The 21,047-nt window shown below is 60.0% G+C and carries 17 protein-coding genes and 3 pseudogenes; 9 read left to right on the top strand and 11 right to left on the bottom strand.

The features are described 5' to 3' along the window. Positions 1-562: 562 nt before the first annotated feature. The 7 genes and pseudogenes from AC1DT6_RS30080 to AC1DT6_RS30050 form a co-directional block, all read left to right on the top strand. Positions 563-862, top strand: a pseudogene (locus AC1DT6_RS30080) (Rossmann-fold NAD(P)-binding domain-containing protein); the annotation flags it as partial. A gap of 159 nt (positions 863-1,021) precedes the next feature. Next, a complete protein-coding gene (locus AC1DT6_RS30075) occupies positions 1,022-2,281 on the top strand; it encodes a serine hydrolase domain-containing protein (RefSeq protein ID WP_477103568.1) in 1,260 nt (419 codons plus the stop codon). Positions 2,282-2,387: 106 nt separating this feature from the next. Next, a complete protein-coding gene (locus AC1DT6_RS30070; RefSeq protein WP_477103567.1) occupies positions 2,388-3,374 on the top strand; it encodes a tripartite tricarboxylate transporter substrate binding protein in 987 nt (328 codons plus the stop codon). Positions 3,375-3,401: 27 nt separating this feature from the next. Next, a complete protein-coding gene (locus tag AC1DT6_RS30065) occupies positions 3,402-4,058 on the top strand; it encodes a flavin reductase family protein (RefSeq protein ID WP_045242991.1) in 657 nt (218 codons plus the stop codon). Between the two features lie 35 nt (positions 4,059-4,093). Beyond that, on the top strand, positions 4,094-4,264 hold the full coding sequence (locus AC1DT6_RS30060; RefSeq protein WP_477103566.1) for a hypothetical protein: 171 nt from the start codon (positions 4,094-4,096) through the stop codon (positions 4,262-4,264). A gap of 117 nt (positions 4,265-4,381) precedes the next feature. Then, positions 4,382-5,123: pseudogene (locus AC1DT6_RS30055) on the top strand (SDR family oxidoreductase). A gap of 36 nt (positions 5,124-5,159) precedes the next feature. Then, positions 5,160-6,167 carry an NAD(P)H-dependent flavin oxidoreductase gene (locus AC1DT6_RS30050; RefSeq protein WP_477103565.1) on the top strand — a complete coding sequence of 336 codons (1,008 nt, stop codon included), beginning with the start codon at positions 5,160-5,162 and terminating at the stop codon, positions 6,165-6,167. Between the two features lie 453 nt (positions 6,168-6,620). Here the strand turns inward: AC1DT6_RS30050 and AC1DT6_RS30045 are convergent. The 11 genes and pseudogenes from AC1DT6_RS30045 to AC1DT6_RS29995 form a co-directional block, all read right to left on the bottom strand. Then, positions 6,621-6,900: pseudogene (locus tag AC1DT6_RS30045) on the bottom strand (IS110 family transposase); the annotation flags it as partial. 7 nt (positions 6,901-6,907) lie between these two features. Then, entirely contained in the window at positions 6,908-8,455 is a 1,548-nt protein-coding gene (locus AC1DT6_RS30040) for an AMP-binding protein (protein ID WP_477103564.1), read from the bottom strand. An 8-nt stretch (positions 8,456-8,463) separates the two neighbouring features. Next, positions 8,464-9,024: a Clp protease/crotonase-like domain-containing protein gene (locus AC1DT6_RS30035; protein WP_477103563.1), complete on the bottom strand. Its 561-nt coding sequence runs from the start codon at positions 9,022-9,024 to the stop codon at positions 8,464-8,466. Positions 9,025-9,335: 311 nt separating this feature from the next. Further along, the gene (locus tag AC1DT6_RS30030; RefSeq protein WP_477103562.1) at positions 9,336-10,805 is read right to left on the bottom strand and encodes an NAD(P)(+) transhydrogenase (Re/Si-specific) subunit beta; all 1,470 of its coding nucleotides are present in this window, start codon (positions 10,803-10,805) and stop codon (positions 9,336-9,338) included. Beyond that, positions 10,802-11,158 (bottom strand): NAD(P) transhydrogenase subunit alpha part 2, encoded by a 357-nt coding sequence (locus AC1DT6_RS30025; protein WP_267602024.1) that lies wholly within the window; start codon positions 11,156-11,158, stop codon positions 10,802-10,804. The genes AC1DT6_RS30030 and AC1DT6_RS30025 overlap by 4 nt, the downstream gene beginning before the upstream one ends. 10 nt (positions 11,159-11,168) lie before the next feature. Then, the gene (locus tag AC1DT6_RS30020; RefSeq protein WP_477103561.1) at positions 11,169-12,287 is read right to left on the bottom strand and encodes a Re/Si-specific NAD(P)(+) transhydrogenase subunit alpha; all 1,119 of its coding nucleotides are present in this window, start codon (positions 12,285-12,287) and stop codon (positions 11,169-11,171) included. 151 nt (positions 12,288-12,438) lie between these two features. Continuing rightward, positions 12,439-13,062 (bottom strand): DsbA family protein, encoded by a 624-nt coding sequence (locus tag AC1DT6_RS30015; RefSeq protein ID WP_477103560.1) that lies wholly within the window; start codon positions 13,060-13,062, stop codon positions 12,439-12,441. A 129-nt stretch (positions 13,063-13,191) separates the two neighbouring features. Then, positions 13,192-13,401: a hypothetical protein gene (locus AC1DT6_RS30010; protein ID WP_477103559.1), complete on the bottom strand. Its 210-nt coding sequence runs from the start codon at positions 13,399-13,401 to the stop codon at positions 13,192-13,194. Between the two features lie 108 nt (positions 13,402-13,509). Beyond that, complete coding sequence (locus AC1DT6_RS30005) at positions 13,510-14,694, bottom strand: acetyl-CoA C-acyltransferase (RefSeq protein WP_477103558.1); 1,185 nt, start codon at positions 14,692-14,694, stop codon at positions 13,510-13,512. Positions 14,695-14,865: 171 nt separating this feature from the next. Next, positions 14,866-15,600 (bottom strand): SDR family oxidoreductase, encoded by a 735-nt coding sequence (locus AC1DT6_RS30000; RefSeq protein WP_477103557.1) that lies wholly within the window; start codon positions 15,598-15,600, stop codon positions 14,866-14,868. A gap of 377 nt (positions 15,601-15,977) precedes the next feature. Beyond that, positions 15,978-16,556 (bottom strand): TetR/AcrR family transcriptional regulator, encoded by a 579-nt coding sequence (locus AC1DT6_RS29995; RefSeq protein WP_400096603.1) that lies wholly within the window; start codon positions 16,554-16,556, stop codon positions 15,978-15,980. Between the two features lie 558 nt (positions 16,557-17,114). On the opposite strand from AC1DT6_RS29995, the gene AC1DT6_RS29990 reads away from it, so the two are divergent. After that, the gene (locus tag AC1DT6_RS29990) at positions 17,115-18,788 is read left to right on the top strand and encodes an AMP-binding protein (RefSeq protein WP_477103556.1); all 1,674 of its coding nucleotides are present in this window, start codon (positions 17,115-17,117) and stop codon (positions 18,786-18,788) included. 66 nt (positions 18,789-18,854) lie between these two features. Beyond that, on the top strand, positions 18,855-20,624 hold the full coding sequence (locus AC1DT6_RS29985) for an acyl-CoA dehydrogenase C-terminal domain-containing protein (protein ID WP_477103555.1): 1,770 nt from the start codon (positions 18,855-18,857) through the stop codon (positions 20,622-20,624). Positions 20,625-21,047 lie beyond the last annotated feature (423 nt).

The raw sequence follows: 21,047 nt of genomic DNA, 5'->3' as shown, positions 1-21,047 counted from the left end.
GGTCCGGTGCCGGCCAGTGCGACGTGCACCAAACAGTGCCCACACGTTTCGCACCCGCAAGATTGCACGTTGAGAGAGTCGGCCATCGCGGAGTCGGCCTCCACGGTCGTGCACCTCACAGGCCACGCGCCCCGTACGCTAACGCAGCCACTGAAGATCGCGCTCTTCAAGATTAGTAGACAGATGGCCCCACAGCCGCAGCTGGAGATGTTCGCCCCTTAAGTCATCCACAGGGACGCGCCGAACAGCTGCGTGAAGGCCGGCGCCAACTTGAAGCAGTCCCCGTGAGGGGCGCCATCGGTGGAGACTCCAGGCCAGCAAGGTGATATCGGTCGACGAAGAATGGCGACCTGCTCGGCAAGACATGCGCGGCCGATTTGGTCTTTCGTGCGGAAAGTTCTTGCAGGGAGGGCTGCATTACTCTGGTCACCGGGTGGATGGAGAAACCCCTCGTTGACACGGGGCTGACGATAACATACGCTTCGTTTACTAAACGTTCGTTGGATTAAGCGCCTGCGAGGTGTGGCGACGCGGCATCTTACTCATCCATGGAGCAATCCACATGGCAGACGATAAGGCCATTCTGGTGATTGGAGCCAGCGACGCTACCGGCGGCGCCGTCGCCAAGCGCTTTGCCAAAGAAGGCTACATCGAGTGCGTTACCCGCCGCACCGCTGACAAGCACCAGCCCCGGATTGACGAGATCAGGGCCGAAGGCGGCGAGGCGAGCAGGGAAGACCGCGAAACGGCGAAGGTCATGCTGCCACGGGGGCGCGGCACCATCATCTTTACGGGCGCAACGGCCAGTTTGCGCGGACGCGAAGGTCCCGCTGCATTCGCCGGCGCAAAGCATGGCCCGCGGACTGGGCCACCCGCGATGCTGGACGACGAGATAGAGCCGCGGCCCGGGATGGAGACGCTCTGAGGCCAAGACGTGTCAACCGGAGATTCCAGTTGCGCTTCCACTCCCTCGTTCTTTCACAACAATTTGCCGGCTTTGACCGGCGTACGGAGACAAACCTTGGCACAAGGTCGCTGCACATTTCTCAAGTCCACCGTGGGGCTGGCAGCCTTGCCGGTTGCCGGTTGCCTTTCGTCGTCGGACGACACCGCCGCACTGAAAGCCAACGCCGATTCCGTGCTGACCCGTGCCGTCGCATCCGGCGACACCGCCGGCGTAGCCGCCGCGGTGATCACTCGCGATGAGACCCTCTACTCCGCGGCGCAGGGAGCGCGCGCGCTCGGCGCCTCCGCAGCGATGGACATGGACACGGTGATGCTCATCGCCTCCATGACCAAGCCGATCACCAGCGCCGCAGCCATGCAGCTGGTCGAGCAGGGCAAGTTGAGTCTGGACGGTCCAGCGTCCGCAGTGATCCCCGAGCTGGGCGTTCTCAAGGTTCTGGAGGGCTGGGACACGAATGGCGCGCCCGAACTGCGGGATGCCGAGGGCCAGCTCACCCTGCGGCATCTGCTCACCCATACGTCCGGCTTTACCTACGAGATCTGGAACGCGGACCTGGAGCGCTACTACCGCACGCAGAACGTCCCCGGCATCCTAACGGGGCAGAAAGCGGCGCTGCGGGTGCCTCTGTGCTTCGACCCCGGCACGCGCTGGAATTATGGCATCGGCATCGATTGGGTGGGCCAGCTGATCGAAGCCGCCAGCGGCCTGCGCCTGGGTGACTACTTCCAGCGCAACATCACAGGACCGCTGGGCATGGACAGCACGGCGTTTAAGATCACCGCGGCCATGCGCACCCGACTGGCCGGCATGCATTTGCGCGGAGACGACGGAAAATTATCCGTGATCGATCTCGGAACAGTGCAGGATCCCGAGTTCGAGTCGGGCGGCGCTGGCCTGTACTCGACCGCCGACGACTACCTGAAGTTCATGCGCATGATCCTCAATGCGGGGCGGGGCAACGGCAACCAGATCCTCAAGCCGGAGACGGTGGCCCTGATGTCGCGCAATGCCATGGGGCCGCTTCGCGTGAGCAAGTTACCGACGCAGATTCCTTTTCTCTCGCGCGACGTGGAATTCTTCCCCGGTGTGCCCAAGACCTGGGGCCTGGGCTTCATGATCAACGAGAGTGCGGCGCCCACCGGCCGCAGTGCCGGCAGCTTGGCCTGGGCGGGGCTGGCCAATACGTACTTCTGGATCGACCCCACCCGGAACATCGCAGGCCTGGCCATGATGCAGTCGCTGCCGTCCGTGGACCCGAGAACCGTGGACGTGTTCTACGGTTTTGAAAAGAGCGTTTACGCCTCGCTGAACTGATGCCTGAAGGGCGGTCACCGCCCTTCAGGATCGAGGGCGCAGGGTCTATGACATGACTCCTTCCTTCACAACAATTTACCGGTTTGACCGGCGCACGGAGACAAACATGAAAGCACTGACTCGCAGACTCTTTGATGCCGCTGTTGTAGTCGCGCTTTGCTGCGCCGCCGCCGCGATGGCGCAGCCCTATCCAAACAAAAACATCCTGATCAAGGTCGCTTACCCGCCCGGGTTCGGGGTGGACGCTTCAGTGCGTCCATCCGCACCCGTGCTGGAGCGGGCCCTTGGGCAGATTCTCGTGATCGACAATATGCCCGGTGCGAACGGCTCCATCGCGGCGATGAATGTGTTGAAGGCGTCGCCAGACGGATACACGCTGCTCGCGACGGCGGGTCCGGATTTACTGATGGCGCCGCTCACGGTCGCTTCGGCTAAGTACACGTTCGACAGCTTCAAGCTCATCGGTTCGTTCGGGATTTCGGACATGGTCCTCGTCAGTCATCCCGATCGTCCTTTCAACAACCTCACCGCGCTCCTCGAACACATGCAAAAGCGTGGCGCGAAGGAGCTTTCCATTGCCCACTGGGGCCAGGGCACGCTCGCTCATCTCGCGGCCGCTGAATTCCAGGAGCGGGTCGGCGTCAAGTTGCTGGAGGTGCCGTACAAAGGCATCGCTCCCATGGCCACGGCCGTCGCAGGTGGCGAGGTGGACCTCGCGTTTGTTCCTCTTGCGGGGCCAATCCTAGGAATGGTTCAGACCGGGCGGATCAAGGCCATCGCCTTCGCGAGCGCCAAGCGACATCCGCTCATGCCGGATGTCGCGACGCTGAGCGAGCACGCTCGATTCAAGAACTTCGAATTCGGCATCTGGACGGGCTTGTTCGCGCCCGCGCGTACAACCGATGCCGTTGTCGCGCGCCTGAGCAGGGCCTTCCAGCAGTGGAACGACAGCCCGGAGTTCCTTGCGCTCGCTACTGCGCAGGGCTTTCGCAAGCTGGACTCAATGACGCCGCAGCAGGCAGCGGCCTTCTTGCGCGTAGAGAACGAAAAGTTTGTCAACATCGCAAAGACCCTTAATCTGGTGGCGCAATAGCGCTGCCGCGCCGGAAAGGCCCATACTATGACCGTTCGAGACTTTCACTACTACGAGCCCGCCGAGGGCCACGGGCTGAGCCACAACCCGCTCAATGCGCTGGTGGCACCGCGACCCATCGGCTGGATCTCGTCACGCGACGCGCAGGGGCGGGTCAATCTCGCGCCCTACAGTTTCTTCAACGCGTTCAACTACGACCCACCGATCATCGGATTTTCTTCGATCGCCTGGAAGGATAGCGTTCAAAACGCATCAGAAACGCGTGAGTTCACCTGGAACCTGGTCACCCGCGAACTCGGTGATCAGATGAACCAGACCTCATCACCGCTTCCGCGCGGCGAGGATGAGTTCCGGTTCGCCGGCCTCACGGCCGTGGCGGGTCGCAAGGTCAACGTCCCGCGGGTGGGCGAAAGCCGCGCGGCTATGGAATGCAAGGTTATCGACATCGTGCAATTCCGAAACACCGAAGGCGAAAAGGTAGGTGGCTGGCTCGTCTTGGGCGAAGTGGTGGCCGTGTACATCGACAAGACACTCCTGAAAGACGGCGTGTATCAGACAGCCGAGGCATATCCGATCATGCGGTCCGGCGGACTGAATGACTATGTCCAGGTCTCGCCAGAGAATGTCTTTCAGATCGCGCGGCTCGCGGGCGCTAGCAGCCCGTCGTCGCACGGCAAGGGATAGCACACACCGTCCGAAAGACGTCACAGGCTTAGGAGATGCAACACCCCTATGCCGGCCTAGTGCTGGCGCAACCGCCGGCCGTGGACATGGTAGGCGTGCGGTATTCCACCGTGCGCGAACACTTGAAATTCATCCGAATGCCCGCGGTACGCCTGAACCACTGGGTGGTCGGACGCCGATACGCTGGTCTGCTGGACGCCGCCTGAGGGCGGTCCGGGCCTTACGAATGCAACTAGAGTTTTTTACATGAGAGAAGTCCTGACACCTGATGCGCAAGCACGTACTTTTACATAACGAATCGTTTATCAAAGGAGAGCGAGTTCATGGAACCCACTAGCCTGAAAGGCGCGCTGGTCATCGGCGCAGGTAATTCGATCGGTGGAGCCATCGCACGCCGGTTTGCTCGTGAAGGGTTCGTTGTCTGCGCCACCCGCCGCGATGCCGAGAAGCTTACGCCGCTGTTCGAAAAGATCCGCGACCAGGATAGCAAGGCCGACGGCTTTGGTTCCGATGCCCGCAAGGAAGAAGAAATTGTCGCACTCATCGAGAAGATCGAGTCGGAGATCGGTCCCATCGAGGTGCTCGTGTTCAACTTCGGCGCCAATGTGCCGTGCAGCATCCTGGAAGAGACCGGGCGCAAGTCGCAAGTACTTCGAGATCTGGCAGATGGCGTGTTTCTCGGGCTTCTTGAATGGCCGCGAAGTGGCTCGCAGAATGGTAGCACGCGGCCGCGGCACAATCCTGTTCACCGGCGCGACGGCCGGCATTCGCAGCTCCGCCAACTTCGCCGCCTTTGCTGGTGGCAAGCATGCGCTGCGAGCGCTGGCACAAAGCATGGCTCGCGAACTGGGTCCGAAGAACATCCACGTGGCCCATGTTGTCGTCGACGGAGCCATCGACACCGAATTCATCCGCAACAATTTCCCCCAGCGCTATGCGCTCAAGGACCAGGACGGCATCCTCAATCCCGAGCAAATCGCGGACAACTACTGGTACCTGCACACGCAGCCGAGTGATACCTGGACCCACGAACTCGATCTCAGGCCCTACATGGGACGCTTCTGAGACGGACCCACTCCACAACCAATACGACTCAATCCCATGAAGACACGGATCACCGAACTGTTCAGCATTCGACACCCCATCGTGCAAGGCGGCATGCACTTCGTTGGCCTGGCCGAGCTGGCGGCCGCAGTCTCGAACGCCGGCGGGCTGGGCGTCATCACCGCGCTGACGCAGCGCACACCAGAACTGCTGGCGAAGGAGATCGCCAGATGTCGCGAGATGACGGACCAGCCTTTCGGCGTCAACCTCACATTCCTGCCGACTTTTTCCGCCCCGCCCTATCCCGAGTACATCCAGGCGATCGTGGAGGGAGGCGTGCGCATCGTCGAAACAGCAGGGCGCAGCCCTGAGGAATACATGCCGGCGATGAAGGCGGCTGGAGTTAAGGTGATCCACAAGTGTACGTCAGTGCGGCATGCTCTGAAGGCCGAGAGGATCGGGTGTGATGCGGTGAGCGTGGACGGCTTCGAGTGCGGTGGCCATCCCGGCGAGGATGATATCCCGAACATGATCCTGCTGCCCCGAGCCGCCAATGAGCTCAAGATCCCGTTTGTGGCTTCCGGCGGTATGGCCGACGCCCGTAGCCTGGTGGCCGCCCTCGCCCTCGGCGCCGACGGCATCAACATGGGCACGCGATTCGTGGCGACCAAGGAAGCGCCTGTTCACGAGAACGTGAAGCGCGCCATCGTCGCGGCCACCGAGCTCGACACGCGACTCGTGATGCGCCCATTGCGCAACACGGAGCGTGTGCTGAAGAACGCTGGCGTCGAGAAGATCCTGGAAATCGAGCGAGTCAAGGGTGAGCAGATCCAGATCTCCGACATCCTTGAGCAGGTCGCAGGCGTCTATCCGAAAGTGATGCTCGACGGAGAGATGGATGCAGGTGCCTGGAGTTGCGGGATGGTCGCCGGCCTCATCGACGACATTCCGAGCGTACGCGAGCTCATCGATCGCATCATGGCGGATGCCAGCCACCTGATCGGGCAGCGCCTCGCCCGGATTCTCGGGTCCGAACAGATGCCCGAGGAAAGCGTTGCCGCCTGAGGAAACTCGACGTACACATCGGAAATCCATCAGACTCAGGAGAAAACTCATGTCCAAGACTGCGGAGTTCTATTTCGACCTCGCAGTCCGGCATCGTACCTCGCATGGACGCAATTGCCGACGATCTGCGAAGAAACCGGTGGCACGCTTGTCCACAAGCCCATATTGCTCCGCGGGGTATTCCAGGCCTTTGGCAATGCCTCGCCCGCGACAATTCCCGCCAAGGGCGCATACACCAACATAGATTGCGACCGGCACGCAAGGCTTACGGCGTTCCCTATCAGTGCAACCCGCACTTTCCCTTCATCACGCTCACGCTAATGCGAGCCGCCACCGGCGTACAGATGAGAATGCCCGACCGGTTCCCGGATTTCCTGCACAGCGCCTTCCATGCGTTGTGGGTGCAGCCACAGTGCCTGAGTCGTCGAAGCGCTGTGTTACGCCGTGCGCGCCTCTCGCGGCACGGCCAACGACATGGCTGATGTTCCAGATGAGCCCGGCCAGCTCGCGCGCCAACGCGACTACCGCGATCTTCCTGCTCTTGCCGCGCGCCGCCAGCTTGCGATAGCGGCAACATAGCCGCAGCTGCGCGTCCCCTGCGCGATCGATGATGGCCTTCGGGATGCCTTCGTGCCGACGCTGGATCTCTAGGCTCACGCGTGCCGGGGTGCGGGTGGCTCAAGACTGCCTCGACGAACAACTTCCTTGCGTAGCTGTTACCGGTCTTGGTGATATGCGGCTCAAATGCCCACGGACGAAGGTTTCATCGAGCGAATTAATGTGTCCCGCAGCAGCTTCTTCTGAAGCTTTCCCGTGGGAAGGCGCGGAAAATCGAGTACAAACGAGAAGGACCGCGGAACCCGTACCGGACCGAGCTTGCTGCGGCAAAGGGCTCTCAACTCCTCAGCTAACGCGTGAGGGGTGCCCGGTTGCCGCTCGACCTGAACCACTGCGTGTACCGCTTCCCCGTACTCGTCATCGGGCAGGCCGAAGACAGCCACGTCGAGCACGCGATCATTTGTTACGAGAATGTTCTCTATCTCTTGTGGATAGATGTTCACGCCGCCGGATATGATCGTGAAATCGCGGCGGTCCGAGAGGTATAAGTATCCCTCTTCGTCGAGATGGCCTATATCACCGTAGGTCCACCACCCCTGTTTGCTTCTGCTCGCCGCAGTCTTGTCGGTATCGTTCCAGTAGGCAAACCTGGCATCCGACTCAAAGTACACCGTTCCTGTCGAGCCAGAAGCCACTTCGTTCTCATCGTCGGCAAGGATATGAACGATTCCATCGACGGCACGACCCACTGACCCCTTGTGAGCGAGCCATTCAAGCGAACTGATCGCACAGGCGCCGATCCCTTCTGTTCCCGCGTAATATTCCTCCAGGATCGGCCCCCACCATTCGATCATTGCCTCTTTGATATGAATGGGGCAAGGTGCGGCGCCGTGGATCGCTAAACGATGACTGGAAAGGTCAAACTGCATGCGCATGCCTGGGTCAAGGCGCAGCAATCGATGGAACATCGTCGGAACCCATAAGCTGTGGGTAACCCGGAATTTTTCCATGGCATGGAGAGCCTGAACTGCATCAAAGTGCTCCATGACCACAGCGGTACCGCCGAGCGCCAGGGTCGCCGAGACGTTTCGGTGCGGCGCGGCATGATACAGAGGTGATGTACAGAGATGGACCATGGACGTATCGACGCCCGGCTTGCTGGCAAACGAAGCATCGCGCGGGTCCATGTCACGGAACGATATGGGAGGAATCGGCTTGCGCACACCTTTTGGCCGCCCGGTCGTCCCGGACGAGTACATCATCTCCCTGCCACGAGCGGGATCATGGATTGATGTGACTTGGCACGCACCAAGCGCGTCCTCGAATCGCTCAAAACCGGGAATATCGCCCCCAAGGGCGAAACATGCTGCGGAACCAAAATCGGCCGCTAAGAGACCCGCGCTGTTGACGGCGGCCACTGAAACGAACACAGCGCGCGCTCCACAATCGCGCGCGATATAGCGCAGGTCGTCGGCGCTTAACTTGGTTGACGCCGGCGTAAAAACGACGCCAGCGCGCTGACACCCCCATCCCAGATACAGGAACTCGGGGCAATTCTCGATGCAGAAGAGCACAGCGTCTCCGGTCTTTATCCCGGCACTGCGGAGAAGATTGGCAACCCGATTGGCCCCCTCCTCCAGTTGGAAATACGTGATTTCGCGCCCGCCAGGTATGAAGACCGCCGCAATCTTCTTAGGCATGGTCTGCGCGTAGTGCGATGGATGCGCCATGTCACCTCTCAAGAGAAAAGGGAGAAGCCAGGCGCACGACACTCGAAAAAGGCCGCGAAAGCACTCTTGCGTTCGGCGGACCTGAGACGGATGGCAAACTCTGGCAGTTTGAGGTCAATAGGATCGAGCGTTCCCTCATCTTCACTTCTGCGAATGAGGGAACGCATTGCCCGAACTCCGCCAGGGTCCATCGTGTGCTCTAACGCCGTTCCCGCGACAATGTCGATCAGGCCGCATTCAGCGTCGTCTTGCATGGTGCAGGGCTCGCTAAGCAGAAGCAACTCAATCGCCTTAGGCGTCCCGACGTTGTTCGGCGGCAATTGACTTGACCCGAACTCCGGGCAAAGTCCCAAGCTCGATGTTGCCTCTGAGGCATCGTCATTTCCGCTCGTGAATGCTTCTTCGCTGTCGTGTATCACTACAGCGCGAACTTCGCCGCGCCTGCCTGCGTCTCTGATTGACTCAGCAAGGGCTCCGTGCCTATCGAAAGTGATGGCATTCTTCCGGTCTGGTCTGTTAAGGCCAATGGGCATGACGCCACGGTCCGCCACAACTTCTATGTGCTTCATTGCGGTCTCCTAAGCACCGCGCCGATTTGCATCGACTTGAGAAGGTCGCCAGCCCGTTATAGGCGACGATGGGTATTGCACGATGGATACCGAGCCGTCCACGCGTGCTCGGCCTCGCTCGCTTTGCCACTATTGACCAGGCGGGCGAGGGTGCTGCTCACCGTAGCCAGGCCTTTCTGGATGGCGGCTGCGCCGATGTTCGAGCAGCACCACGTCGAGCCCTGCCGCTACGTCTTGACGGCACGGTGYAATCGAGGGAGGCGGCCACCTGGGCGGGCTGAGGCCGGTTCGTCGACCGTCAGCACATGCGGCTATCCCGCGGCCTTGACCATGTCCTCGACCACCTTCTTGGCGTCGCCGAATACCATCATGGTCTTGTCCATGTAGAACAGCTCGTTATCGAGGCCCGCGTAGCCGGACGCCATCGAGCGTTTGTTCACGATGATGGTCTTGGCCTTGTACGCCTCCAGGATCGGCATGCCGGCGATCGGAGAGTTCGGGTCGGTCTTGGCCGCCGGGTTAACCACGTCGTTGGCGCCCAGCACCAGCACCACGTCAACCTGGCCGAACTCGCTGTTGATGTCTTCCATCTCGAACACCTGGTCGTAAGGCACTTCGGCCTCGGCCAACAGCACGTTCATGTGGCCCGGCATGCGGCCTGCCACCGGATGGATCGCATACTTTACCGTCACGCCGTGCTCCGTCAGCTTCTCGGTAAGTTCCTTGAGTGCATGCTGGGCGCGCGCCACCGCCAGGCCATAGCCCGGCACGATGACTACCGTCTCGGCATTGCTCATCAGGAAAGACGCGTCATCCGCCGAACCCGACTTGACGTTGCGCTGCTCGGCGCTGCCGCTGGCCGCGGCCGTCGCCGCACCGCCGAAGCCGCCCAGGATCACGTTGAAGAACGAGCGGTTCATGGCCTTGCACATGATGTACGACAGAATCGCACCGCTCGATCCCACTAGCGATCCGGCAATGATCAGCATCGGGTTGTTCAGGGAGAAGCCGATACCGGCCGCCGCCCAGCCCGAGTACGAGTTCAGCATCGACACCACCACCGGCATGTCCGCGCCGCCGATCGGGATGATGATCAGGACACCGAGTACGAAGGCGATCGCCAGCATCAGCAGGAACGGCTGCCAGTTCTGCGTGAGGAAGAACGCCACGCCAAAGCCGAACATCGCCACGGCCAGCGCCAGGTTCAGCATGTGCTGGCCGGCGAAGACCACCGGCGCGCCTTGGAACAGGCGGAACTTGTAGCGCCCGGCGAGCTTGCCGAACGCGATCACCGAGCCCGAGAACGTGATGGCACCGACGAAGCAGCCGATGAACAGCTCGACGCGGTTGCCCATCGGGATCGCATGCGAGCCCGGCGTGCTGATGCCGAAGGCCGCTGGCTCGGCGACTGCCGCCACCGCGATGAACACCGCCGCCAGGCCGATCAGCGAGTGCATCGCCGCGACCAGCTCAGGCATCTTGGTCATCTCGACCTTCTTCGCCACGTAGGCGCCGATACCGCCGCCTACCACCAGCGCGCCGAGAATCAGCACCAGGCCCGTGCCGACCGATGACTGGCCAGCGGCGGCAGGAAGGAATTCCTGCTTGAGCTTGACGATCAGCGCCACGGTGGTCGTTGCGGCGATCGCCATGCCGGCCATACCAAAAGCATTGCCCTTGCGGGCCGAGGCCGGGTGCGACAGACCCTTGAGCGCCTGGATGAAGCAGACCGAGGCGGACAGGTAAAACAGCGTTACCGAGTTCATGGACAGAAAGTTCATCGTGCCGCCTCCGCCACAAGATCATCGGCCACGGACTTGGTACTAGCCTGCGGCGCAGCCTTGGGTGCCTTCTTCCGGAACATCTCCAGCATCCGCTGGGTCACCATGAATCCGCCGAACACATTGACCGCGGCCAGCGCCACGGCCAGCGTGCCCATGATGCGGCCGGTGGGGCCTTCGGTAAGGCCTGCGGCCAGCATCGCGCCGACGATGATGATGGCCGAGATTGCATTGGTCACGGCCATCAGAGGCGTATGCAGAGCGGGCGTGACCGTCCAGACCACGTGGTAGCCCACATAGATCGCGAGCACGAAGATGATCAGGTTGATTACCGTGTGGTTCACCATTTCCATTAATGTCTCCTTAACTGGCCAATGCCATCTCGTCGCGCCGGGTCATCAGGCAGGCCTCGACAATGTCGTCTTCGAGGTCGATGGAGAGCTTGCCTTCCTTGTCGATGATGAGCTTAAGGAAGTCGAGCACGTTGCGCGCGTATAGCGCCGAGGCGTCGGCCGCCACCATGCTGGCTAGGTTGGTATGGCCAACCAGCACCACGCCATGCCGCTCGACCACCTGGTCGGCCACCGTCAGCGGGCAATTGCCGCCTTGCGCGGCGGCCAGGTCGACTACCACTGAGCCGGGTTTCATCGCCATCACGGTCTCTTCCTTGAGCAACACCGGCGCCGGGCGGCCCGGAATCAGCGCGGTGGTAATCACGATGTCGGCTTGGCTGGCACGCTGGTGCACCAGCTCCGCCTGGCGGCGCATCCAGTTGGCCGGCATGGGGCGGGCATAGCCTCCCGCGCCCTGTGCGATCTCGCGCTCCTCCTCGGTCTCGAAGGGCACGTCGAGAAACTTGGCGCCGAGCGACTCGATCTGTTCCTTGACCGCTGGGCGCACGTCGGAGGCCTCGATCACCGCGCCCAGGCGCTTGGCCGTGGCAATCGCCTGCAGGCCAGCAACGCCGGCGCCGAGAATCAGCACGCGCGCGGCCTTGACGGTGCCGGCCGCGGTCATCAGCATCGGCATGAAGCGCTGGTAGTGGTTGGCGGCTTCGAGCACTGCCTTGTAGCCGGCAATGTTGGCCTGCGACGAAAGTACGTCCATGCTCTGCGCGCGCGTGGTGCGGGGTGCCGCCTCGAGCGAGAAGGCGACGATGCCGGCCGCAGCCATACGCGCGTTGTTTTCGGCGTCGAAGGGATTGAGCATGCCGACCAGGGTGGCACCGGGCTTTATCTGGCCGAGTTCGGCCTCGTCCGGCGCGCGCACCTTTAGCACCAGTTCGACGCCGAGTGCCTGCGCGGCGGTGCCGATGCGGGCGCCCGCGGCCTCATAGGCCGAGTCCGGCTGGCTTGCCCTGACTCCGGCGCCCGCTTGGACAATGACTTCGTGACCTTGCGCGACGTATTTCTTGACTGTCTCTGGCGTGGCGGCAACACGGGTCTCGCCGGCCCGCGTCTCCTGCGGGATACCGATTTGCATCTCGTCTCCTTATGATGTTCGTTCCTGGAGTGGTACCCGGCGGGGCCAGCCTTCCATTCTAGATTTTTCTGCCCTCTTGAGAGCCATGGTTGTCGCTCACCGTGCGTGCACGCTTCCCCACCATCTTGATGCGCCGTGGGCAACGGTTCGCTTACCTTAGTCGTGCTTTCGCATTCTCAATCTCTTCCTCCAAATCCCGCAACTGATCCTTCCCAAAAAACATCTCGTCGCCGACAAAGAAGGTCGGAGAGCCAAACGCACCGCGTTCGAATGAGTTCTGGGTATTCGCCAGCAAGATCTGCTTGACCTCGGGATCCGCAATGCGGGCTTCGAAGCCTTTTCCGTCCAAACCGGCGACATCCAGAGCTGCCGAGATGACGGCGGGATCATCCATCTTCAAACCTTGTTCCCACATGTTTGCGAACACGGAATTTACGTAGTGCATAAAGGTGCCGTTCTTCTGGGCAGCCACAGCCCCGCGCATGATCTGCAATGTATTGACGGGCCAAAATGGATTGTCCCGATAGGCGGTCAGTCCGTGCTTGGTGATGAAGCGCTGGATCTCTAAACGCCCAAACTCCGGCTTGTTCTTGATACCCGCAAAAGCCTCCGCGGGAGAACGATTCCCCGTTAGCCTGAACAGCCCCCCAAGAAGCACCGGAACATATTCGAACTGGACGTCCTGCCGCGCCTCAATACTCGGAATGACTTTGTGGCTAAGGTAGGAATTCGGGCTGCCGAAATCAAAGTGGAACTGAACTCGTACGCCGCTCATGGTGTCTCCTAATATATGACGTGGTGAAATTTGGGTGGAACGTTTAGCAAAGCCCGCTTACCTGCTGTGGATCTGACGACGGATGCTCCACGATCCCTGTCGAAATCGGCCCACGCTCCGCAAGCGCGGTCATACAGCCTGCCCAGGTACGGGACTCACCGACAACAAGTGCTGGTGAGCAGATCGGGCAGCTTCGAATTTTCCTCGCGCATCGTCTGCCGATTCCGCCGCTACCGTGATGACACCTGCCAGCTCGATTTCAGCGCTTAATACAAAAAGGGAGAATATCTGTGCTGCCTTCTGCGAATCGTGATCATTTCCAAACGCCGTGTCTTTCATTGCTATCCTCGGTTGGATCCTCTGTATGGTGGCATCGCAATCGCAGCGATACCGGTTATAGATCTGAGGTAGATCTAAGGTGACCGAAAACCGTGATCCAATGGCGATTTACGCTACCTCGAACAACCCCGCCGCCCCCATTCCGCCACCGACACACATCGTGACGACAACGTATTTCTCTCCACGGCGTCTGCCCTCGATCAGGGCGTGACCCACAAGCCTTGCACCCGTCATGCCATACGGGTGCCCGATGGAAATCCCGCCACCGTTCACATTCAATCGGTCCGGATCGATTCCAAGGCGATCGCGACAGTAAAGAACCTGGCACGCGAACGCTTCATTCAGTTCCCACAGACCGATATCGCTAACCTTCAACCCATGCCGCTCCAGGAGTTTCGGGACCGCAAAAACCGGGCCAATACCCATTTCCTCGGGCGCACAGCCCGCCACCGCGATGCCGCGGTAGATACCAAGAGGCTGCAATCCGCGCCGCTCGGCCAAGCGGCGATCCATCAGGACCGAGGCAGAGGCACCATCCGAAAGCTGACTTGCGTTTCCTCCGGTGACAGCGCCGCGGTCGATGACTGTCCTGAGTTTTGCCAACCCCTCTACCGTTGTGTCGGGACGGTTCCCTTCGTCGCGGTCCAGTAGCACGTCACGGAAACTGATCTCCCCTGTCTCCCTATCCTGGATAGCCATGGAGGTTTGGAAGGGTACAATTTCGGCTGCAAAGCGGCCCCTCTCCTGGGCAAGCGCCGTACGGCGCTGTGATTCCGCCGCGTAAACATCCTGCGCCTCTCGGGAAATGCCATACCGCCCCGCGACGAGTTCAGCGGTCTGCAGCATCGGCATATAGGCATGTGGAACCCTCTCAATCAATTCCGTGTCGGCCGCACTCGTCATCCATTCGACAAAACGGTCCTGAACCAACGAGATGCTCTCTTGCCCCCCTGCCACCACCACGTCCATCTCGTCCACAATGATTTGCTTTGCTGCGGTGGCCATCGCCATCAAGCCAGAGGCGCATTGCCGGTCGATGGACTGACCCGCGACGCTGACCGGAAGTCCGCCGGCTAGCGCGCTAAGACGGCCAATGTTCATGCCGGCCGTGCCTCCCGGCATCGAGGTACCGATCACTACATCCTCAATCTCTTCCGCGGCGATTCCGGCACGCTGAACCGCATGCGATATGACGTGCCCCATGAGGGTCGGCGACTTTGTGTTGTTCAACGAACCCTTATAGGCGCGACCGATCCCGGTCCGTGCCGTCGAGACAATGACTGCTTCCCTCATGCTGCCCTCTTGATGATGTGAATACCGGGGTAGACATCCCGCTATGACCGCGTCTCTCTCTGACGCATCGCTAAGCTGGGCCACCAACAGACAGAATGGAAAATTTCTTCGGATGGCAAGGCATTGCGATCGTGCGGAAGCGGTCTCTATCCCATTGGTCAGACGTTTTGATTACCAGGTCTCAGTCCAGGGACGCAGGTCGAGTTCAAAGGTCCAGGCGTCGCGTGGTTGCGAATGAAGGTACCAGTAGTTCTGCGCGATATGCTCCGGATTCAGGATGCCATCCTGGTCTTTCAATGCATAACGGTCCGGAAAATTGGTACGGATAAAGTCAGTGTCGATCGCGCCGTCCACCACAATATGGGCCACATGGATGTTCTTCGATCCGAGTTCGCGGGCCATGCTTTGCGCAAGCGCGCGAAGCGCATGCTTGGCACCCGCAAACGCGGCATAGTTTTCCTTGCCTCGCAGACCCGCGGTAGCGCCGGTGAAGAGAATCGTCCCGCGTTGACGCTGTACCATGCGCTTGGCAACTTCCCTTGCGTTCAGAAATCCTGCAAAGCAGGCCATCTCCCAGATCTTGAAGTACTTTCGCGCTGTCTCCTCAAGGATGGAAGAAGGCACATTGGCACCAATGTTAAATACGAGAACGTCAATTGGGCCGATCTCGGACTCAATCTTGTCGATGAGGGCGACCACCTCCTCCTCCTTGCGCGCGTCCGTGCCAAACGCGTAGGCCATTCCGCCGGCATCGTGAATGGAGTCAACCAGCGGTTGGAGCTTGTCCGCTGTACGACGCGTCACACAAGCGACCATGCCTTCCGCGGCGAAACGCTTGGCGATTGCACCACCCGTGGAGTCCCCCGCTCCGATCACGAGCGCTACCCTCTGCTCTCTGACATCCATCTCTGTCTCCTTTATTAACAAACGATCGTTTAGTAACGAAAGAGTACTTCACCCCCGTGCAGGAGTCAAGGGCAACTTACCCTAACGCACCTACAACGAAGAAGCTCAGGAGCACCCTGTGCGCGGCACGCGAAGTGGCGAGGATGGTAAGGATGAAAGAAGAAAAGCCGCGACCGCACTTGGCTGCATGGCTTCGCGCGCCGGACCCCGAAGCGGAAGCATCGACAGCACTTGCGGTGCGGCCCGGTTCGGCAGTCGAAGCCGTCGCAATGACAGCGCGGTACCGCGGCATGCACGCACATATCTGCGCGCACCGAGAAGATCTCAAAAGGGCGCAGAACTGCGCCCGGAGGAGGTGGGTGCTACATCGGCACCGCTTAGGTCTTGCTGAGGGGTTCGAGCCGTTCAATAGACCGACCGAGAAAGCGACGGCTGGAAGCGAGAATCTGCTGCCTGGTCCGGTCGGTTTCAACCACCCGGGCCAGCAAAATGGCACCCACGCACTGCGCAATCAACGCCCAAGCCGCATCCGGATCGTCCAAACGCTGCCTCCAACTGCTCTGCAGCTTTTTCGCGCTTTCCTCCACTGAGGCGCGGACTGCTGGCCCAGACCTCGCGATTTCAGGTCCCAAGGTCGGCAGGACGCACCCTGATTCTGGATGCAGCGCATGAGAACTGCTGAGATAGCTTCTGATGCGTTTCACGAAATGATCTTCGGCCGTCTCATCCTCGCCTGCGAGCATTTCAGCGCTGTTGGTCAACTCCCGCTGGATGACCTCCGCGAACAGTTCCGCTTTAGAGCCAAAATGACTATAGAAGGCGCCCCCCGTGAGCCCGATGGCACCCATCAGGGCATCGACTCCCGTTGAATCGAATCCCCCCTTTTTTGCAATCGCTTGACTACTGTTAAGGAGTTTCTCCCGCGTCTCCTGCTTGTGCGTGCTTGAGTAGCGCATTTTCAGCTCACTTCGAATTCAGGACATGGCACGAATTATAGCATGACGATCGTTCAGGAAAATTCTGCCTCGGGTTGATGCTGCGGCGCAACGGACTGCCAATTCCCAAGATACAGGCCTGCGCTCGCCAGGGCTGGGGGCCGCGGATGCCGTCCTGTACATCGGCCGTCGAAGCCCGTCTAAGCGCTGTCTCTTCTCGGCCCGCCTGAGTGCCATCCTCGGGACACGAAGGCGCCCAGCTCGCGTCCCGCTCCTATGCCGTGGGCACCAAACGGCATGCGCAGGTCAAATCACCAACCGCGAATACTTGTTGACATCACTCAGTGGGTAACCTAGCATGTTTGCAAAACGATCGTTAACTAAAGAGCCACGCGCCATCTGTTTGCGCCAGTCCCCGACACGAGAATTCGGTCGGTAGGCCTACCAGTGAGTTGCGCGTTCGTCACGATGCTTCTCACCACACGGAGTCGATTTCATTCGGAAAGCCGTGGGGCAGATGGCAACAGAGCGAAACAACCCTGGGGTCTAACCAGGGTATAACAACTGAGAGACATCAATATGGAAGCCAGACGCTGGCATAGCTCCTACCCGCCCGGGATACCGCTTGAGATTGATGTGGACGCGACAGCGACACTGGGGTCCATGATTGCAGGTGCGGTGGCCTCGTTCGCCACGCGTCCTGCGGTAACCTGCCTGGAGGAATCACTTAGTTACGCAGAGCTCGGCATTCTGTCTGAAGCGCTCGCGACTTTTCTGCAGCAGTCGGGATTGAAAAAGGGGGACCGTGTAGCGTTGATGCTGCCAAGTTGCCCCGCTTTCCTGATAGGCTTGGCAGCGGTATTTCAAGCAGGGATGGTGGCGGTTCCAGTCAACCCACTGTATACACCGCGTGAATTGAGGCATCAGCTACAGGATTCTGGCGCCACCTGCATTATCGTCGCCGACCAACTGCAGCCGTCGCTGCAGCACGTGCTGGAGGAAACCAACATTGTTCAGGTGCTGACGGCACCGGTTGTTGGAATGAAACCCATTGTCGGTCAACTCGTGGCACTCGCAAAAGACGCTGGCGCTGCTCAACAAGCCGGTACGACCGGTGGTCGCACGTGCCAACCTTTAGCCCAAGCGATTCTGCAGGGAAACAGAGGCAGTCTTTCCCCAGTTGCACAGACCGCTCAGGACATCGCCATTCTGCAATACACCGGTGGCACGACGGGTGTTTCCAAGGGGGCAGTCCTCACGCACAAGTCAGTTTGCGCGAGTTTGGCGCAAATTTTGACTTGGGTTGGACCACCGTTAGCAGGCTCGGAGGCATCAATGGTGACACCACTGCCTCTGTATCATATCTTCCCGCTTGCGACTGCACTTCTGGCGCTATCGCTCGGTTGTGAGAATCGCTTGGTTCCCAATCCGCGTGAGGCTGGTTCTGTGCTTGCTGAATTGAAGCGGCGGCCGTTTCAAATGCTTGTCGGGGTCAACACCTTGTTCAACAGCTTGGTGAACACACCGGAACTCATTTCCGTAGACTTCGGCGCTACCCGTTTGGTGATTGGTGCCGGGGCGTCAATCCAGGACGCTATTGCAAAGCGATGGCTCGCGGCCGGTGCTCCCCCTGTTACCGAAGCCTATGGCCTTACAGAGACCTCACCGAGCGCCACCTTCAATCCTCCTGGCCGAAGTGGGTCGATCGGCATTCCTGTGCCTTCGACCGACGTTCGCCTAGTAGATGAAAGTGGGCACGACGTCCCACTCGGTGTTGCCGGCGAACTTCTGATCAAGGGACCACAACTCTTCAGCGGCTATTGGAATCAGGAGGACGAAACACGGAGAGCGTTCCTTGATGGTAGCTGGTTCAGGACGGGCGACATTGTGGTCATGGACGAATTGGGATTCATGACAATGGTCGACCGCAAGAAGGACATGATTCTCGTCTCAGGCTTCAACGTTTATCCGAATGAGATCGAGGCCGTCGTCGCTATGATGCCCGATGTCCTCGAGGCCGCCTGTATCGGCGTGCCTGACGACCGTTCTGGCGAGGCCCCGCACCTCTTCATCGTCCCATGCAATATGGCGCTCACCACGGAACAAGTGGAGGCACACTGTCGCTCCCATCTTGCCGCCTATAAAGTGCCACGACACATTACGTTTGTCGATGCCCTGCCCAAATCAACGGTGGGCAAGATCCTGCGTAGAGACTTGCGTTCGCGCTTGGTTGCTGAGCAAAGCAATGCATAGCGCCCCGCTCAGCCCTTCTCGATTTCTCTCTGGCCAGCCATGCGGCTGCCAGCACACCCGGCCCTTATGAACTACTATCACGCCCCCCTCCGCGATCTTCAGTTCGTGCTGCATGAGCTGCTCGACGTGTCCACCGGCTCCGCAATTGCCGAAATTGCCGATCCCGACACGATCAACCAGGTAATCGAAGCCGCAGGTCAGTTCGCTACAGAGATTCTGGCGCCCCTGAACGGCATTGGAGACCTCCAAGGCTGCACCATGCCTTCGTCAGGTGTGGTGACGACGCCTGAGGGATTCAAGAACGCGTACAAGCGATTTTCTGAGGCAGGCTGGACCGCACTGGCATGTCAATCGGAGCATGGTGGGCAGGGACTGCCGAACGCCGTCAATGCGGCTGTCATGGAGATATTCGCTGGTGCTAACATGGCCTGGGCGGCTTATCCGGGTATGTCGCAGGCGGCTTACACATGCCTGGCGGCAAATGGTTCGGACGCGCAGAGGGCGCTCTACCTGCCGAAGCTAGCTTCCGGCGAATGGGCGGGAACCATGTGTTTGACCGAGCCGCATTGCGGCACCGACCTCGGACTTTTGCGCACCCGTGCTGTACGGAATGCCGATGGCACCTTCGGCATAACCGGTACGAAGATCTTCATTTCGGGAGGCGAACATGACTTCACGGACAATATCGTCCATTTGGTACTCGCCCGGTTACCGGACTCGCCCCCCGGCGTCAAGGGTATTTCCCTCTTCCTTGTTCCAAAGTTCCTGGTGTCGCCTGAAGGAGATCTGGCCGAACGCAACGCAGTCACTTGTGGCTCCCTGGAGCACAAGATGGGCATCCATGCGAACGCCACCTGCACGATGAACTTCGATGGTGCAACAGGTTATCTGGTGGGCGAGCCAGACAAGGGGCTCGCGGCTATGTTCGTTATGATGAACCACGCGCGGCTCCTTGTCGGAGTCAATGCAATCGGACTGATGGAGGCGGCGTACCAGAAGGCACTGGGCTATGCAAAGGACCGCACACAAGGAAGGTCCCCAACAGCATCGGCCCGTAACAGCCCGGCGGATCCGATTATCGAGCATGCTGATGTGCGCCGTATGCTGCTGACTCAGAAAGCATATATCGAAGGAACACGAGCATTCGCGCAGTGGGCATGCCAGTTGGCCGACACCCAGCACTTCGGCGATGACTCCGGGATTCGGCATCAGGCGGCAGAACTCTCTGCGCTGGTTACACCGATCGTTAAAGCATTCAGCAGCGACCTCGCCGTCGAATGTACCAGCTTGGCAATGCAGGTCCTTGGTGGACATGGCTATATCGTGGATAACCAGGTCGAACAGCATCTTCGTGACGCACGTATCATCCCGCTCTACGAAGGTGCCAACGGCATTCAAGCCATGGACTTCCTTGGACGCAAAGTTCTCCTCGACCAGGGCACACGGCTGGAGATGTTCCTTGCAATCGTCACCGAGTTCATCAACGCGAATGCCGATAATCCAGTCCTGCGGGAATTCACCGCCCCGCTTTTGAGCGCGACCGATGTGTTGCGGAATGCGACGCACGAAGTATCGATGCAAGCCAAGGCGGATCCTCACGTCTTGGGAAGCGTTGCTGCATCATACCTTCGGCTTGCCGGTCATGTCGGTCTAGCATGGATGTGGGCACGTATGGCTGCGATCGGGCTCGTCAACGCCGCCTCTGCCGACCCGATCTATGCATCGAAAATCGCGACGGCGCGCTTCTATTTCAAGAAGCTGCTACCCGAAATACAATCTCTGGCAGCGGCGATCGCCGCCGGCTCCGGTCCGATCATGGAGCTTGATTTCGGCTAACGCCTCCACTTTCGCTATGGTCTGTTTGGCGGCAGCCGCAGCAGAATGCGCTGCCGCCATACAGAGTTTGCTGCATGCCGGGCACCGAAGAAGTTGGGCTCTACAACCAAGTGCAGCATGGGCAAATATGACAATGCCGAGTTCCAATTCTGGATATACACGGCGCGTCCCCCTCACGTCCACCGCGCGCCAGGACAACTGCATGCGTCTGGACCATGTCGAAGACCTGCACAGTACCGTAGCGATAGCCTGGAGCGCTGATCTCGCGCGAAAACTATCACTAGACTAGGCCGCCCGAACTGGGCTCGTTCCCGCCAGCGTGATCCGGTGCATGACGCGACGGAATCCGTGGTAGTCGTCAATCGGGTTATGCAACATGCACCTGTTTTCCCAGAACGCAAATGCACTGCGGCTCCTATGCGA

It is taken from the genome of Cupriavidus sp. 01L45 (genome assembly GCF_056399885.1).
This window is presented reverse-complemented; position numbering and strand designations above follow the sequence as displayed.

What these genes read in the sequence shown, in the direction of transcription:
- AC1DT6_RS30020 (WP_477103561.1), bottom strand. Translation starts at nt 12,287, where the DNA reads ATGCAAATCGGTATCCCGCAGGAGACGCGGGCCGGCGAGACCCGTGTT.
- AC1DT6_RS30035 (WP_477103563.1), bottom strand. Translation starts at nt 9,024, where the DNA reads ATGAAGCACATAGAAGTTGTGGCGGACCGTGGCGTCATGCCCATTGGC.
- AC1DT6_RS30005 (WP_477103558.1), bottom strand. Translation starts at nt 14,694, where the DNA reads ATGAGGGAAGCAGTCATTGTCTCGACGGCACGGACCGGGATCGGTCGC.
- AC1DT6_RS30010 (WP_477103559.1), bottom strand. Translation starts at nt 13,401, where the DNA reads ATGAAAGACACGGCGTTTGGAAATGATCACGATTCGCAGAAGGCAGCA.
- AC1DT6_RS29995 (WP_400096603.1), bottom strand. Translation starts at nt 16,556, where the DNA reads ATGCGCTACTCAAGCACGCACAAGCAGGAGACGCGGGAGAAACTCCTT.
- AC1DT6_RS30050 (WP_477103565.1), top strand. Translation starts at nt 5,160, where the DNA reads ATGAAGACACGGATCACCGAACTGTTCAGCATTCGACACCCCATCGTG.
- AC1DT6_RS30015 (WP_477103560.1), bottom strand. Translation starts at nt 13,062, where the DNA reads ATGAGCGGCGTACGAGTTCAGTTCCACTTTGATTTCGGCAGCCCGAAT.
- AC1DT6_RS30030 (WP_477103562.1), bottom strand. Translation starts at nt 10,805, where the DNA reads ATGAACTTTCTGTCCATGAACTCGGTAACGCTGTTTTACCTGTCCGCC.
- AC1DT6_RS30070 (WP_477103567.1), top strand. Translation starts at nt 2,388, where the DNA reads ATGAAAGCACTGACTCGCAGACTCTTTGATGCCGCTGTTGTAGTCGCG.
- AC1DT6_RS30000 (WP_477103557.1), bottom strand. Translation starts at nt 15,600, where the DNA reads ATGGATGTCAGAGAGCAGAGGGTAGCGCTCGTGATCGGAGCGGGGGAC.
- AC1DT6_RS30025 (WP_267602024.1), bottom strand. Translation starts at nt 11,158, where the DNA reads ATGGAAATGGTGAACCACACGGTAATCAACCTGATCATCTTCGTGCTC.
- AC1DT6_RS29985 (WP_477103555.1), top strand. Translation starts at nt 18,855, where the DNA reads ATGAACTACTATCACGCCCCCCTCCGCGATCTTCAGTTCGTGCTGCAT.
- AC1DT6_RS30040 (WP_477103564.1), bottom strand. Translation starts at nt 8,455, where the DNA reads ATGGCGCATCCATCGCACTACGCGCAGACCATGCCTAAGAAGATTGCG.
- AC1DT6_RS29990 (WP_477103556.1), top strand. Translation starts at nt 17,115, where the DNA reads ATGGAAGCCAGACGCTGGCATAGCTCCTACCCGCCCGGGATACCGCTT.
- AC1DT6_RS30065 (WP_045242991.1), top strand. Translation starts at nt 3,402, where the DNA reads ATGACCGTTCGAGACTTTCACTACTACGAGCCCGCCGAGGGCCACGGG.
- AC1DT6_RS30060 (WP_477103566.1), top strand. Translation starts at nt 4,094, where the DNA reads ATGCAACACCCCTATGCCGGCCTAGTGCTGGCGCAACCGCCGGCCGTG.